This is a genomic window from Elusimicrobia bacterium HGW-Elusimicrobia-1, from assembly GCA_002841695.1.
Taxonomy (GTDB): Bacteria; Elusimicrobiota; Endomicrobiia; order PHAN01; family PHAN01; genus PHAN01.
This window is the reverse complement of sequence record PHAN01000002.1, coordinates 72,383-88,155: the sequence shown is the minus strand read 5'-3', so window position 1 is coordinate 88,155 and position 15,773 is coordinate 72,383. Positions and strand designations below refer to the sequence as shown.

Annotated in this window: 15 protein-coding genes; all 15 read right to left on the bottom strand. The window is 53.2% G+C overall.

Translation table 11 applies throughout. The features are described from left to right. Positions 1–31: 31 nt before the first annotated feature. The 15 genes from CVU77_01330 to CVU77_01260 all read right to left on the bottom strand — a co-directional run bounded on the left by CVU77_01330 (position 32) and on the right by CVU77_01260 (position 15,772). Positions 32–1,147, bottom strand: a complete 1,116-nt coding sequence (locus tag CVU77_01330; protein PKN02090.1) for a hypothetical protein — start codon at positions 1,145–1,147, stop codon at positions 32–34. Between the two features lie 11 nt (positions 1,148–1,158). Then, on the bottom strand, positions 1,159–2,271 hold the full coding sequence (locus CVU77_01325) for a hypothetical protein (GenBank protein ID PKN02089.1): 1,113 nt from the start codon (positions 2,269–2,271) through the stop codon (positions 1,159–1,161). A 274-nt stretch (positions 2,272–2,545) separates the two neighbouring features. After that, a complete protein-coding gene (locus CVU77_01320; GenBank protein ID PKN02088.1) occupies positions 2,546–3,763 on the bottom strand; it encodes a type II secretion system protein E in 1,218 nt (405 codons plus the stop codon). Between the two features lie 284 nt (positions 3,764–4,047). Beyond that, complete coding sequence (locus tag CVU77_01315) at positions 4,048–4,911, bottom strand: hypothetical protein (protein PKN02087.1); 864 nt, start codon at positions 4,909–4,911, stop codon at positions 4,048–4,050. After that, the gene (locus tag CVU77_01310; protein ID PKN02086.1) at positions 4,908–5,300 is read right to left on the bottom strand and encodes a hypothetical protein; all 393 of its coding nucleotides are present in this window, start codon (positions 5,298–5,300) and stop codon (positions 4,908–4,910) included. The genes CVU77_01315 and CVU77_01310 overlap by 4 nt, the downstream gene beginning before the upstream one ends. 56 nt (positions 5,301–5,356) lie before the next feature. Continuing rightward, a complete protein-coding gene (locus CVU77_01305) occupies positions 5,357–6,739 on the bottom strand; it encodes a hypothetical protein (GenBank protein ID PKN02085.1) in 1,383 nt (460 codons plus the stop codon). 145 nt (positions 6,740–6,884) lie between these two features. Further along, the gene (locus tag CVU77_01300; protein ID PKN02084.1) at positions 6,885–8,177 is read right to left on the bottom strand and encodes a hypothetical protein; all 1,293 of its coding nucleotides are present in this window, start codon (positions 8,175–8,177) and stop codon (positions 6,885–6,887) included. A 195-nt stretch (positions 8,178–8,372) separates the two neighbouring features. Then, a complete protein-coding gene (locus tag CVU77_01295; protein ID PKN02083.1) occupies positions 8,373–9,263 on the bottom strand; it encodes a hypothetical protein in 891 nt (296 codons plus the stop codon). Then, positions 9,260–9,613, bottom strand: a complete 354-nt coding sequence (locus CVU77_01290) for a hypothetical protein (protein PKN02082.1) — start codon at positions 9,611–9,613, stop codon at positions 9,260–9,262. Before CVU77_01290 ends, CVU77_01295 begins: the two co-directional genes overlap by 4 nt. A gap of 101 nt (positions 9,614–9,714) precedes the next feature. After that, on the bottom strand, positions 9,715–10,764 hold the full coding sequence (locus CVU77_01285) for a hypothetical protein (protein PKN02081.1): 1,050 nt from the start codon (positions 10,762–10,764) through the stop codon (positions 9,715–9,717). A gap of 2 nt (positions 10,765–10,766) precedes the next feature. Continuing rightward, the gene (locus tag CVU77_01280) at positions 10,767–11,678 is read right to left on the bottom strand and encodes a hypothetical protein (protein PKN02080.1); all 912 of its coding nucleotides are present in this window, start codon (positions 11,676–11,678) and stop codon (positions 10,767–10,769) included. Continuing rightward, a complete protein-coding gene (locus CVU77_01275; protein PKN02215.1) occupies positions 11,675–12,901 on the bottom strand; it encodes a type II secretion system protein E in 1,227 nt (408 codons plus the stop codon). Before CVU77_01275 ends, CVU77_01280 begins: the two co-directional genes overlap by 4 nt. Before the next feature lie 1,020 nt (positions 12,902–13,921). Beyond that, positions 13,922–14,812, bottom strand: a complete 891-nt coding sequence (gene cpaB / locus CVU77_01270; GenBank protein PKN02079.1) for a Flp pilus assembly protein CpaB — start codon at positions 14,810–14,812, stop codon at positions 13,922–13,924. A 97-nt stretch (positions 14,813–14,909) separates the two neighbouring features. Continuing rightward, the gene (locus CVU77_01265; protein ID PKN02078.1) at positions 14,910–15,089 is read right to left on the bottom strand and encodes a Flp family type IVb pilin; all 180 of its coding nucleotides are present in this window, start codon (positions 15,087–15,089) and stop codon (positions 14,910–14,912) included. 110 nt (positions 15,090–15,199) lie between these two features. Further along, positions 15,200–15,772: a hypothetical protein gene (locus CVU77_01260; GenBank protein ID PKN02077.1), complete on the bottom strand. Its 573-nt coding sequence runs from the start codon at positions 15,770–15,772 to the stop codon at positions 15,200–15,202. Position 15,773 lies beyond the last annotated feature (1 nt).

The window sequence follows — 15,773 nt, the reverse complement described above, 5'->3', positions numbered from 1 at the left end:
GAGGAATACTCCGTCCACATTTTTACTATTTTCATGGCAATTGTGGGCGAACCAGAAGAATTGCCGGATTAAAATTAGTAGTAGAGCCGCTAACCCACCCGTATAAACTTACCCACTTAAGTCCATTTACAGTGGTATTTTTCCACCCCGAATCTTTCATTCCGGATGTCGTTCCGCTCATAGTTCCATCTGTGTTAATAACAGGATAGTTGTTATCAGTGACATTATGTAGCTGGAAATTATAAGTTCCCCCTGTTATAGAATCCACATTTACATATAATCTAACCTGTATATTCCCTGAGGGGTGAAACCATGTTCCATCAAGCATCGTTCCACAACCACCGAGGTCCGCTCCCCCTGTGGCGCTCAATGCGTAATTACCCCCTGAGCCCTCTTTCCACAATTCCAAAATAGTTATTCCACTATAATCGGCGCGAATGACCCCTGATATATAAACATTAGACGAAAACCTTGTGGCATAATTGGCGGCGTCGTCGGTTATCCAGCGGTCTGTTTGCGACTGGCCAATATAGACGCCTGAAGAAATTCTCAGACTATTTGCTCCGGCCCCGCCGCCGGCCGCGCCCGACAAACCCCCGGCACCTGTCACAGTCACACTGCTTGTAAACGTCTTCACGCCCGTGATGTTTTGATTTCCCGCGATTTGAACAAGCGCTGAAGAATCTATGTTATCTATTTTGTCCGCGTCATAAGAATAAGCCGCGCTCGACGAGAAAAACGCATACGGGCTCGCCTGCAGCCGCTCCCGGGGTGAGAGGGTTACACCGTCTATAACAACTTCAAGGTAACTCTCATAAGTCCGCCAGTCGTGAGTCGAACACGCGATGACATAATTGAAAAGCCCCCTGTCGAAGTCGAGCGAAACGGCGGGAGACGACCAACGCAGTGTTCCGGACGTCGGGTCGTCATAGATTTTAAATTGACAATTTGACTTATTGCCCGTGAACGGAACGTTGTCTGCGACGTAACGCCCCTGATAGTTTATACCGGGCGGAACACCCGCGCTAAGAGCCGCGGGCTCAACTATCGACGAGACCAGATACGCCGCCAAGAGCAGGCGCGCCGAGGCGAACACTTTGCCGAGAATTCGCGCGCGGAGCGCGTTTCCATTTTTAATATTTTTCATAAAACCTCCGGTTACCGGCATATTTTTTTTAGCGCGATCGACGGGGCGGCGGCGCTTTTTCTGACGACAAGGTCGACTTTCAAAGTTTTTGAAATTTTACAGGCCGTATCATTTTTCACAGAATCTATGAGAGCGGCCGCGGCAAAGGAACCCATCGCGAACACGGGATACTTTACCGTCGTAAGAGGCGGGCTGAAGTCGGCGGCTGCGGGGATATCGTCCATACCGACGACGGAGACGTCGCAGGGCACGTTGAGCCCGAGAGACGCAGCGGCGCGGATAGCGCCGAATGCCATAAGATCATTGCCGGCGAAGATCGCCGTCGGAGGATTCGTCGATGAAAGGAGTGTTTTCGCGGCGAGGTAGGCGTCCCACTCGCAGAAGCGTCCGTCCATGGCGAGATCCGGCGCGAAAAGAACGCCCCCGTCGGAAAGGGCTCTCAGGTAGCCGCGCAATCTTTCGCGCACGGAAACAACCTTGATGTCGCCGTGGATATGAGCGATATTTTTATGCCCGAGGTTAAGGAGGTAATTCGTCGCCGCGAGGCCTCCCTTGAAGTTATCGCCGGAAACGCGGGGCAGGCCGCGAATGCGAGCCGAACCCTCGCCGACTACGACGTAGCGGCATGGCGTTTCAAGAGAGGCAAGTTTTTTGTGCTCGCTTTCAAGACCGCCGAGAAATATCACGCCTTCGGCGAGGCGGTCTGAAGCGAGCCGCCTGTATTCTTCTTTCGTCCAGAAGGATTCGTCGCCGACCTCCAGTATTATTCTATAACCGCGGGGTTTGACGATGGAATATATTCCGTCGAGGGCCTGAGCGTAAAACGGGTCGGAAAAAACATTCTCGGCGGGCGGCACGAGAACCGCTATAATCCCCGTGTGGCCGCTGACTAAAGAGCGCGCCATGGGATTAGGGCGGTAGCCGAGATCGTCTATCTTCTTTCTTATTTTTTCTTTGGTTGCGGCGGGGATTCTGGGGTGATCGCTTATGACAAGCGATACCGTCGAGGCGGAAACATTGCAGGCGTTTGCTACATCTACTATGGTGGGAGGGGACACTATCGCCTCCGTTGTCGGTTGGCGCAAGCGCTCGGCACCGACGTGATTTCTTATCCGAATTGGCACGAACGCAAATAATAATACTTTTTATATGCGCGTCGCGACGAACGGCGCCGTTTAAAACACGAGCGCCTGAATAGGTGTTCTAAATATAGCAAATTGCCCCCGCTCAGTCAAGCGTTTTAACAGCGCGCCGTTAAGGAATCTGATTGACGGAATTCGTTTATTCCCCGAAGCGTTGGGCCAAGGTTTTTTAGAAGCGGAAATTGGAAAATCGGGAGATTAGAAAACGAGGAAGGAAAACATCTTAAAAGCAATCACTAACCACTATCCACTTCAACTATTCGTTCCTGAACATACCCATATCAAACTTGATGCCTTTGGCTTTGACTTCTTCAAGGAATGTGGGCGTGGCGCCGGTGGCGCGGAACTCGCCTACGACTTTGCGGGTGGACGGGTCAATGCCGGACTGGACGTATTTGAATATGGGGCCCATTGTGATGGTATCCCCCTCCATTCCGGTTACTTGCGAAATGTCTATCACTTTGCGCGACCCGTCGGTGAGCCGCGACAACTGCACTATCACGTTGACAGCCGATGAAATCTGCTCCCTGATGGCCCGAACCGGTAGGTCGTAGCCGGCCATAAGCACCATAACTTCCAAACGCTTCAGCGCGTCTCTGGGTGTATTGGCGTGGACGGTGGTCATAGAGCCGTCGTGGCCGGTATTCATTGCCTGAAGCATATCCAGCGCCTCTCCGCCGCGGCACTCTCCGACGACAATTCTGTCGGGGCGCATTCTTAAAGCGTTTATTACAAGATGACGAATTGATATGGCGCCCTTGCCCGCGAGGTCGGCGGGGCGGCCTTCGAGACGTCCGACGTGCGTCTGATTGAGACGCAACTCGGCGGTGTCCTCGACGGTAAGTATGCGTTCGTCCTCGGGGATGTACGACGAGGCGACGTTGAGGAGCGTGGTTTTACCGGAACCGGTGCCGCCCGATATTATCACGTTCTTGCGGGCGGAGACGCAGAGGTTGACGAAGTCCGCCATTTTCTGGGTGAGCGCGCCGAACTTTATGAGGTCGTCGACGACGAGGCGCTTCTTGGAGAATTTTCTTATGGTTATCATGGGGCCGACAAGCGATATCGGCGGGATGACGATGTTTACGCGGGAGCCGTCCAGAAGGCGGGCGTCCACGAGGGGCGTTTCTTCGTCGACGCGGCGGCCTATGGGTTTGAGTATGGCGTCGATAACGGCGGCGATTTCTTTTTCGTCGGCGAATTTTTTATCCGTAAGTGTGAGCTTTCCGCCGCGCTCTACGTAAATCTGATTTATTCCGTTAATCATAACTTCCGTAACGGATTCGTCGGAGAAGTATTCTTCCAGAGGGCCTAAATATTGGTCGCTCATATTATTGTTGTAAATAATAATGCCTAAAGAGTATGAAGTCCCTGACGTATATAATATCGCCCGGCCGACCCGTAACACCCTGCCGCTGGCTGGTGCCGGCCCATGTGACGGGCGCCACGGCCTCAAGCGTGTATTGTTCCACATTGTTGCTCACGAAACTCCTCGGCACCGATGCCGCCATACTGTAATTTCCCGACGCGTCCGTGACTACCGACGTGTTATCGTTCATAAGTATTACACGCGCGCCCGGGAGCACTCCCAGCACAATGAGCGTGCCGCTTGAGTTTTCTACACCGTATAAAACACGGCCGCGAAATTCCATACTGACAGCAGCCGGCGGCCGCGAACAACCTTGCGCGGCGAAGACGGCAAACGCTATTCCCGAAATCATTAATGCGGGGATTATTTTTTTCATATTTTTTCCCTCGTTAATTTACGTAACTCGGGGTTACGAAAATGACGACCGTGCTCTCGATGTCCTGCATACTTCTTCGCTTGAAAAGCTCGCCCAGAATCGGTATATTCATAAGAACAGGCACGCCGCTTATTTTATCTTCTTTCTTGCTCTCCGTAAGACCCGCGATGGTCAGCGTGTCGCCGCCATTGACGATGATTTCCGAAGTTGCCTCGCGAGTTACGACAGCCGGAAAACCCTGCACTTTGTTCGCCCAGTCCAGACGGCTCACCTCGGTGGTGATGGTGGCCGATATTTTTTTATTGGCCAGCGCGACGGGCTTGATTATAAGTCGTATGCCGTATTCTTTCCACTCTATGGTGCCGAGCGACCCACCGACGCCGGCGACAGCGATGGGATACGCGCCGCCGACGAGAACTTTGGCTTCCGAGCCGCTTTTGGTAAGAAGCTTGGGCTTGGACATTATCTTGGCCGCGCCCTTCTCGACAAGCATTTTAAGTTCGGCGGTAAACGGGCTCCAGCGCGCCCAGTCGCCGACTTTGATGACGGAAGGAACCTCGGGAAGCATTGCCGGCTGGCGGCCGCCCGCATTCCACATTACCTCGCCTGTCTGCACTGTATCCACCCATTTAACACCGAGGTCTTTCGCCTTTGAATTAAGCACTTCCACGACTTCGACGGTGATCTGTATCATTTCATTCTCCGCGAAAACGGAGGATGGCGACGCGAAACAAAACAACACGAAGACAGCCATCGACACCGGCGCAAATTTCGGCGGCGTCAATCTTTTTACGTCCGACATCCCACGAACGGCAGTTGTATTCGATATCACCGATAACCTCCGCACAAACGTCGAAAAGTTCTTTGCGTATTTCATCCGTCGAGACCTATGTGTTTGGAACGTCTTAAAACCGATTTAATTTTGGCCACCAGCACGGACGGCTCGAAGGGTTTTGTGACATAATCGTCGGAGCCGACTTCAAGGCCCCATATCTGTTCTTCGTCTTTGCTGCGGACAGTCAGCATTATCACCGGCGTGTCTCTTAGCGTTTCCGATTTGCGGATTTCGCCGCAGAGTTGATAGCCGTCCATCCTGGGCATGTTTATGTCGACTATCGCCAGAGAGTAGCCGCCTTCCTTGAGTTTTTCCCATCCGTCGGCGCCGTCGCAGGCGGTTTCCACGTCGTAACCTTCGCTGCCCAAAAGGAGTTTCAGGATGTGGAGATAATCTTCTTCGTCGTCGACTACCAATATCTTTCCGCCCATTTCTTTTCTCCGTTTGCCGTGCCTACCCGGTAAATTAGAGTGCCGCGGCCGATTTTTTATTCCGTCGCCGGCGCCAGAGGAATCGTAAAAATAAACGATGTCCCTCTGCCCGGCTCGCTCTCAACGCGTATGACTCCGCCGTGTATTTCGACGATGGCTTTGGCAATCGTGAGCCCGAGCCCGGTTCCTTTGGGGCCTTTTATGTTGTCTCTTACGCCTTTTACCTGCTCGAATTTTGAAAATATTCTGTTTAACGCCTCTTTGGGTATGCCTATGCCCGTATCGATCACGGAAACGACCGCACGGCGCGCCGCCGGCTCGGTGACCGCTTTTATGGTGACCGCCCCGTCCGAGGGCGTGAATTTAAGCGCGTTGTTTACAAGGTTAGTTATTACCTGCCTTAATCTGTCTTCGTCGGCGGTTACCATTACGGCCGCGGACGGCAAGTCGGCTGAAAGTTTGATTTTCTTTTCGGCGGCGGATGCCGCGAACAGGTCGATAACGTCCGTGACGGCGGGCGACAGATTCATTCTGACGCAGGATACGTCGAGTTTTCCGGCCTCTATTTTGGCGACATCGAGCAGGTCGTTTATGAATCTGCCGAGACGAAGCGTGTTATTTTTGATTCTTACCATACTTTCTTCGATTATTTCGCGCGAGAAATCCTTTTTTTCCAGAAGTAACGAGACGTAACTCTGCACGGCGGCCAAAGGAGACCTGAGTTCGTGGGTCACGGACGCCACAAAATCCCGTTTCATATCGTCGAGTTCTTTGAGTTTGCGGGCCATGGAATTAAACTCGTTTGCCAGCACGCCGAGTTCGTCGCGCCGTCGCACGTCGATTTCAAAAGAAAGGTCGCCGCCGCCGATTTTTTGCGCGCCCTCGACGACCTTGTAAATCGGCGCGGTTATGGTATGCCCCAGAAAAAACGCTCCGACCAACCCCAAAAGAACACCCACCACGCCGATGGCGTATATCCTGTATCTTGTGTCCGACAGCGCGGACTCTATAACTCCGTCTATATACTCTTTGGAAAAGCCCACTTCGGCAAAACCGATGCGGCGTTTTGAAAGCAGGACTTCCTGCTCCTTTACTATGATATTCTCGTCGGCAGGCATATCGCTTTTTGCTTTTTTATAGATGTACTTAGGGTCAGTATGGGCCAAAAACAATCCTGAACGGTCGCGAAAGGCCGCGTAAACCACGGCGGCATCGGTTTTTTTGATGAGGTTGGTGTAGTTCAGCAGAAGCAGGTCGTCCTTGACTACGAGCGCGTCCTCGGAGACCTTAACGAAATGTTTGAGTGTAACGTCCATCTTCGCGGATACATCGCTTAATAGCATCTGCTTTTCGTAATGATAGAGAACAAGCATCGTCGAAGAAAGCACCGCCAGCACCAGGCCGACCATTATTATCGAAATTCGCAGTTGTAGTTTCATCGTTTAATTTTCCGTCACTCCGCCGTTTGTCATTGCGATCCCCCGATTTATCGGGGGAGAAGCAATCTCTGCTTACGGGAGATTGCTTCGTCACCCCGATGTCCATCGGGGCTCCTCGCAATGACGGAAAGGGGCGAGCGGGATGCTACCGGCCGCCGGCGAGTTCGGCTTCGGCCCTTTCCTTGGCTTTGCGCGCGCGGTCGTGTCCGGGGTTCATTCTTAAAGCCAGATCCCACGAGCGCACGGCTTCTCTTAAACGTCCTTGCGCGTAGGCGACCATACCTTCCTGATAATATCTGTTGGCGGCGGCCTCGTCTACGACAACCGCCGCTTCGGGTTTGGCCGGTTCTTCCGCTTTGGGCGCCGCGCGGCGGCGGGCGGCAAGTTTCTCTATCTCTTCGAGAGCTTTTTTAATGGCGTCGCGGGCCTTTGTCTCCCACGCGGGGGCTTCGGGTACGTCTGATTCTTTGCGGGCGAGGTCGACTACTTTTTCCCACTCTTTTATGGACGGGACGTATTTTTTAGCGTCGAATTCTTTTTCGCCTGCGCCATAGAGGGCGGCAAGACGGGCGGTTATCTCGGCTATGCGGCGGTCGCGCTCCAGGGCATCGAGGATGGCCTTGGCGTTCTTAAGATAATCGGAAACCTCTACTCGCCTGGGATTTATGGCCAGAACTCTTTCCCATTGCCTGGAGGCCTCGGCGATATTTTTGTCGAAGTAAAACGCCGTAAAGCCCTTGGCGTAACTTAATTTTTCCATATCGGGTATGGTATCGGCCACGGCGGTGCCCCGCATATCTTCGGTAATGTTATTGTCGTAAAATTTCACGTTCTTAAAATCCGGATTGACGGAGATGATCTTCCGTATGCCCTCATAGGATTTGAGATAATTTTTCTTGTTGTAATTGGAAACTGCTTTGGCGTACAGCGAGTCGGTGCTCTCGACTTTTCGCTTGCCCATCAATTTGCGATAGGCGGCCATTACCTGTCTGCGTTCGGCCTCGATGCGTTTCTTCTCGGGATCCAGTATTTTTTGAGCCGTTTTCTCCAGCCGCAAACGGGCAGCGCGTCCGTCGGGCGCGATCAAGAGCGCCTGCATATAGCTGTCCATTGCGGCGGGATAATTCTTTTTGCCGAAGGCCTCGTCGCCGTCGCGGATTTTTGCGGCCGCTTCCGCTGCGGCTTTGCGGGTCCGCTCCCGTTCGGCGCGCGCCGCCTCGATCAGCCGGTTTTTCTCGGCGAGTTCGTCGGCCTTGGCTTTTTGGGCGTCGCCGCGCGCCTTGTCTTTTTCTGCTTGGGCTTTTTCCTTTTGGGCGTTGGCTTTTGCCGACGATTCCGAAACCTCGGCGGCGGATTTTTGGGCGGGTGTTTTACCGGAAGGCGCGGCGGCGCAAAGGGTACGCGCGCCGATAACCACCGCGCAAACCACCAACGGCATAGCCGCGCGGGATGCTATATGTAAAAACCTCGAAGCGTATCGCATATATCCGGACACGCATTACTTTTATCAAAAACTTGTTACGAACTTGTTACGAAAAGAAAGGACGCAAAGCGGGAAAGGTGAAGCGGAAAGAGTAGTTTTCCTTCAACCCTTCACCATTCACGCTTCACGTCTTTTGCTGTTAAGTTTTTATCACCAGATTTTGCCGGACATAAAGGACAGGACGATGGGGCCGAAAATAAGTATCCATATCGTCGGAAAAATCAGCAGAACCAGCGGAACCATCATCTTCATGGGCGCCTGCTGTCCCATTTTTTCGGCCATTTGCGCCCGCTCGATGCGGTACGTGTCGGAGAGAATTTTTAACGTGGGGCCAATCGACGCGCCCGTCTGCATGGACTGGACTATGGAATTTATCACGGAGGTAAGATGCTTGTGTTTGACGCGCTTCGACATATCGGTCAGCGCCTGGATGCGGTTTTTCCCCAGGTTAATTTCCCTGCGCGCCTGATGGAATTCATCGACAAGCGGGCCGGACTCGGAATCTATGTATTTATTAAACGCCGAGCTGAAATCGAGGCCCGCTTCGACGAGAAGCGTAAGTATGTCGAGCGCGTCGGGGAGTTGGCGGAATATGTTCCGCTCGCGTTTTTTGATTTTTTCTTTAAGCCACAGAACGGGCGCGTAAAATCCTCCGGCGGCAAGCGCCGACAGGATGACGATGTTGTAGACGTCGAAAACCAGTACCGCGATAAAAACTATCGTCAGCGACGATAGAACCTGGTATCCCGCCAGCGTTGATGGTTTGACGCCGGACATTCCGGCTTTTGAAAGGTTGAGCCGGTTTGATTCAAGCATCGCGGGAATGCCGGAAAATCTGGATTTTTCAAGATACGCGCCTATGTCCACGGCGAAATTTTTTACGGTGGCCACGAGTCCTTTGTCGGCGATGGTGTATTCGTCCTGAACTTTGCCTTTGAGGCGTTTGGAAAGCGAAAAATCTTTTACAATATCAAGAAACCACGTCAATAACATCATTACCGCCGCGAATACCAGAAGCACGACCAGAAATATCACTATCATTGCGGTTTCTCCCCTTCAGGGCGTTCGTCGCGACCGGCGCGAGACGCTTCTTTCCATTTTGAAAAAGCAAGAACCATAAGCATGGCAGTGAGCACCACTTCCGACGAGGTTATCTCAAAAAGTTCGATGAGCGCGTAGATAAAAAGCGCGAGCCAGGCCGCATCGAGCCACGCGGTCAGCCGCGCGGGTTTGGCGGCCGCCGACTGAAGGCGGCCGAACCACAGAGGGAGCGCGGCGGCTCCGGCTATGACGGAGGCAAAAGCCGGCGAATTGCCGGCGTAAATAAGAAGCGCCCCCGCAAGAAGCCACACTGCTATAGTTCCCGCGATAAGAGGAAAGAGTTTTTTCATAAGAAAGTGGATAGTGTAGAAGTAGTGATTAGTGGTTAGTGATTAGTGGCGAGTAAAAGCATTTTTTTTCTATCCACTATCCACTGCTTCTACACTATCCACTAACCATTTGGCCTCGACGATGACATAAGTTCTATGAGCCGCAGCGCGGTTTGGCGGTATGCCGCGGGGACTTCGCCGTCGCCGGACCATCCGCAAATATCGGCCGAAGTCGGGGCGGGGCGGCGACGGAATATCGCCGCAATGAGCGATGTGAGTTCGCGCGGCTCCAATGTGCCGTTGCCCCAGCCGGTGTGCAGGTGTTCGGCGGCAAGGACGTCGAGGTCTATGCTCAGGTGCGCGCAAGCGGCCCCGCCGTCTTTGACGGCGGGCGGCGGCGTTGCGCCGAAATCGGCGGTGGATTTCCAGCGAACCCACGCCCCCGGTTTCCCGAAAAACCCGGCGACGCGGTCAGGACGAAACGCCGCCGTAGCGTTCCGCGCCGTTGCGCGGAACGCGGCCGCCGTCGAGACAGCGGCCTTGACGTAGCCCCAACTGCGGGCCGCGGACGGAGCCGCATAGACATCGAGGCGGCCGCTCGTCAGCAGTTCCGGCGAAAGCCATCGCATGGTTTCTTTGGTGAGGCCGAAATATCCGCCCAAGAACACAATGCCTCCGTCGAAATAATTTACCCAGGAACCGCAGTCAAGCCGTCCCGACGGCCTGGCGTCGGGATGCGCGTCTATAAGATACAGTACCGACGGCTTGGGACTTCGCTCCGAAATAAACATCGCGGTGTGATGATGATAGCTGCCGGAGCCGGACAAGAATATGACTCGCGCGCCCGATGGCGCCCGGGCGACGCGCTTAAAATCCTGATACAGCCATCCGCCGCCATTACCGACGGCGGTGTCTCTTATCTTGCGCGCGCCGTCGTCGACCAGATGAAACACCACGGCAACATTTCGCCGCGCGGAAAAATACACTTCGCGGCTCACCGAACCGGCCGACGACTCCCGCAGCGACGGCTCAAAAATCGAGCGCGCCAGATTCAATATGACGTCGCTTCTTATCCAAAACACCGCGACTGTGAGCGCAAAAAGAACTAATGCGGTCAATCTCCCGCGCAAGCGGTTTTTATCGTCGAAAATATGTTTTTCGGGAGGCGTCACGATTAAATGTCTATCTTGACTATTTTCATTATGACGTAATTCCCGATGGAAACAAGTATCACGGATACACCCAGAAGGATATTCCCCAGGAAAGTCGTAAACATAAGACCGAACATTTCCGGCTCCATCCATTTAAGAATGAAAAGAAGCCCCAGCGGAACAAAAGTCACCACCCAGCCCGAAAGCCGCCCCTGCGCGGTAATAGCGTCGATCTTGCCGCGAATTTTTTTGCGCTCGCGCATAACGCTCGATATTCTCATAAGATTTTCGCCCAAATTGCCGCCGTACTCTCTGGTGACGGTAATAGCAAGCACAGCCAGGCGCAAATCCTGGCTTTTAATCCTTACCGTCATTTCTCTTAACGCCTTATCGATGGAATTGCCGAGCTGAACCTGCCTTAACACCTCGGAGAATTCCTCTTTAAGCGGTGTTTCGGCTTCGGCCGTTACGACTTCCATGGCTTGAACCAAACTCGAACCCGCGCGCATAGCGGTGGATATCGTGCCGAGGGCGTCCATCAACTGCTCCTCGAACGTTCCCATTTTTTTATCCTCGAAATATTTCACTATGACCGACGGAATCATATATCCGGCGAAGCCGAATATGAACGCGAATATCACCGCGTTTCCACCGAACACGACCAGCGTGACTGCGGCGGACACGGCCGCGACCAGCAGACGGAAATACCGCGCGACGGGCGAATCGGGAGAGTCCCTGAGCGCGGACGTCAAAGTTTCGACGGAAAATGTCGCCGCCACGGCATCTCTGTTCTTGCCGGCGGCCCTGCGTATTTTAGCCAGCGTCTCGACGAAGGCAAGCCACGACGACCGCACGCCGCCGATGATTTTTGTAAACAGTAAAAACGATGCGGCCGCCGAAACCAGCACAGCAAGCGTCATTATCAGTAAGCTCATTTTACCGCTCCGGATGTCGCGCTCTGAATGCCCGCCGGCGCGCCGTCCGGAGCGCCGGACGGCGTAAATATTTTATCGTCAAGTTCGATACCGTGGGTTTTTATGGCGTCCATAAACGTGGGCCTGTTGCCGGTGGCCGCGAAATCGCCGTGTATCTTTCCTTCTTTTATTCCGCGTTGTTTATAGACGAAAAGATCCTGCATCCTGACATCCGTGCCGTCGAGGCCGGTGATTTCGCTTATCTGCGTTATTTTTCTGGACCCGTCGGAAATGCGCGACGTCTGAACGATTATGTTGATGGCGCCCACGATCTGCTCTTTGATTGCGCGCTCCGGAAGTTCCGTGCCGGCCATTATCACCATCGTGATGAGTCGTGAAACCGCGTCTTTGGGAGTGTTGGCGTGTATCGTGGTCAGAGAGCCGTCGTGGCCGGTGTTCATTGCCTGCAACATATCCAGCGCCTCTCCGCCGCGGCACTCTCCGACGACAATTCTGTCGGGGCGCATTCTCAGGGCATTTATCACAAGCCGCCGTATGGCTATTTCGCCGGTGCCCTCTATCGAAGCCGGACGCGATTCAAGAGTAATCACGTGCCTCTGAGGAAGCCGCAACTCCGCCGAGTCCTCCACGGTAACCACCCGTTCGTCCGACGGTATGAACGATGAAAGCATGTTCAGCAGCGTCGTTTTGCCGGAACCCGTGCCTCCTGAAATAACTATATTTTTCCTTAAATTTACGCAAACCCTCAAGAATTCGACCATGTCGCGGGTAACCGCTCCGTAGTTGACAAGGTCGTCGATGCCGAGTTTTTTCATGGTGAATTTTCTTATGGTGATAACCGGACCCACCAGCGAAAGAGGCGGAATTATCACGTTTACGCGCGAACCGTCGGAGAGACGCGCGTCCACAAGCGGCGTGGATTCGTCGACGCGGCGGCCTATGGGAGCCAGTATTCTGTCGATAACGGTGCGGATGGAATCGTTGGAGACGAATTTCTCTTCGGCGGGAAACAATTTGCCGCCTTTTTCAACGAAAATATCGCGCGTGCCGTTGACCATTATTTCCGAAACGCTGTCGTCGCGCAAAAGGTTTTCAAGAGGCCCGAGACCCAAAACGTCGTCGATAAGAGAAAGCACCATCTGTCCGCGCTCTTCGCGGCCGAGGCCTTCGGTGCCTTCCTCGGAAAGTATTGCTTCTATCTTCTCGCGCACGTTTTTTTTCATCAAATCCGGACGCGCGGGGTCGAGCGACTTAAAATCGAATTCATCAAGCAGACGGCGGTGTATCTTGCCTTTAAGAGCGTTTACTCTGTCCTCGGCATTGCCTTTGCGTATATCTTCGTCTTCTTTTTTAAGAGACGCCTCCTGGCGCGCGCGCCGGCGGTCGTCGGCGCCGGCCAAAGCCGCCGCGAATATACCCGATTTATCCGCCTGAAACGATTCGCTCTCCTTTATTATGTTTTGCGCGATATGTTTTATCGCCCGCGAAAAGTTCGACTGCGGAGCCGATTCTATGGCCGGCACTCCGTCGTTGATGGACGGCAGCACCGTGACGGAATCGTACGGGATTTCGGCGAATACCGGAGTGCCGATGAAATCCTCGATATTTTTTTTGGATATGCCGGATTTCACGTCGGACATATTGACAATTATCTTTATCATCCCCAGCGGATAGTGGAGGGATTGCATGCGCTCCATAAACCGTTTTGCCTGATTCATAGAGAGCAGATGAGGAGATATCACAAGAAAAACAAGGTCGGATTCGTCGAACAAGGCGCTTGCGCGGGAATTGATGCGGTTTTCGCAACTGGCCACGGTAAACGGATACATCGACTTCATCAGGTCGGTAACCGCGCCGATGGCTTCGAGCTTTATTTCGCGCGGATTGAAATCCGCCGACACCCCCGGCAAAACATCCACGCCGGAGCGGTGCTTTACCAGAAAGCCCTTGAGTATTCTTTCGTCGAGCTGGGACATCAGGGGAAGCAAGTCGTCGAAGTGCTTGTTCGACTGGAAATTAAGAAGCACCGACATCTCGCCGGCCCCGCTGAAATTAAGGTCGCAGAGTCCCGCGCGCTTGCTCGACTGCGACGCCAGCGCTATGGCGAAGTTGACCCCTATTATGGCCTGCCCCAGGGCCTCTTTCGTCTCATAAATAGTAATCAGTTTTCCGGCAGCCATATTTTATCCGCTCCCGATTATATTTTGCTATCGCCCGTTTTTTGACTTACCACGACCCAACGGTCAACGCCTCTGGTAACGTTTGAGCATATCAAGCGCTTCCTTGGTTTGTCTCTCGGCTTCAATAACGGCCGCCGAACGCGGCGGAGCTACGGCTCGCGCGGGAGCCGCCTTGAATATTTTATTCAGAGCCGCTCCGGAAAGTTCGTAAATTCTTTCGTCGCCTATCGGACGGAGCGACATAAATATCTCACCTTTTTTCTTGGCCAGGGCCACGGTCTCGGCCTCGGGAGGCGTAACGGCAAGCGACACCGTTACAACGGACTCCGGAGCGTCGGCGGCCACGGCGGCCTCCACACGGCCCTTTTTCATCGTAACCGGCTCCATCGCTCCCAGCACTGCCTTGCCGACGGCCAGCACCGTCACGTTTTGTATGAGCGTAACGGCCTCTTCCCTTCTGGCGCCGCCTTCGCCGTAGTAATCGAAAACTCCTATGACGTCGACCTTGTTACCGGGCCGGATAATTCCCTGGACTTCCTGCCTGTCTAAAAGAAACGTCATCGCGCGATATTCCGACGGAACAACCGAAGCCAGCCCCGTCTCTGCGCCCAGAGCCAGAAGCTTGGAGCCCAAAACCTGCTCGCCTTCCATAACGGGAACTATCGTCATGTAATGCGGCATCTTTTCCTTGCCGAGTATGTCGGCGAGAGATGCTATGGCCTTGGGCTGGACGTATTCGCGCGGCATCTGCACTTCTTTGACCATGTCCTCCGAGACCATAACTCCCTGGTCGATGTAGCGCGTAGCCGTAAGCACGGTGACTTTCTGCGCGCCTTTCCTGTATTTGTCTTCCAGAGACGCCAAAAACGCACCGACGAGAATTGCCACGAATACGCTTAAAACTCCGGCAATGATAAGCTGGTTCTTTTTCATTCCTCTTGCTCCTTGCGGCATCCGGCGGGATTCGCCGGGCTATATGAAACGAAGAACATCCCCATACGATACTTCATCAGGAGATGTTCCTCGTCCCACGTTGTTCGACTCAGAGACGTCATTCGGAAAATCCCGACGTCTCGTCTTTGATTTTGCGGGTCGAGCGGACGATGAGATCCTTTATCTGCGATCCGAAAAGCCGCAGCGACGCCACGCAGACCACCGCGATCAGGGCTATTATGAGTATGTACTCGGTAAGTCCCTGCGCTTCTTCGCCGTGAATAAGTTTCTTCAACATGTTTTTTCACCTCCTTTTTCGGCCCCGACTTCGAGGCGGGGCGGCGTTTATTTTTTTGCTTCCTACACTTTATTAGAGTGCCGGGCGTATAAATATATTCCAGCTGTTTTTCAGTCGTGGATATCAGATTTACACCCTGTTCCGGCGATTACTTCCGAGCGAGCCGATATATATATTTCGCCAGGCAGTTCGCCTGCGTTCGGGATATACGAAGAAAACGCCTTAAACATAGTGGGCAATTTGAACGGATAATATATCTCCACATACGACGTTTTGTAATTCATCAAATTCACCAACATCATTGCAGTGATTGCATCTTCGGGGCCTATCTTGGAGAATCTGTTTATTTCTATCTTTATTTTATCATCGGTCAATTTGGAAGGATTAAGAACCCTGCCCTGAACATCGGGTCCTTTGTGCGTCAGATAATTTTTTATTTCCTGTCTGATATCGGCCGCTTCCATGGGAGTGTGCATTATCATATCAGTGCCGTATCTTGCAGCCGTAAGCAACTGCTGTCTGGTGAGTAGCAGCCGCGAGAACCACACTATGACCGATATAATTATCACGAGCATCGGCAACAGCACTATGATTTCAATGAGCGCCTGCCCGTTGCGTCTCACCTCGTTTGAAAAAGAGGGAAACGGAAAACGAAAAAGATTTTTAATTCTTTTTATTTTCATA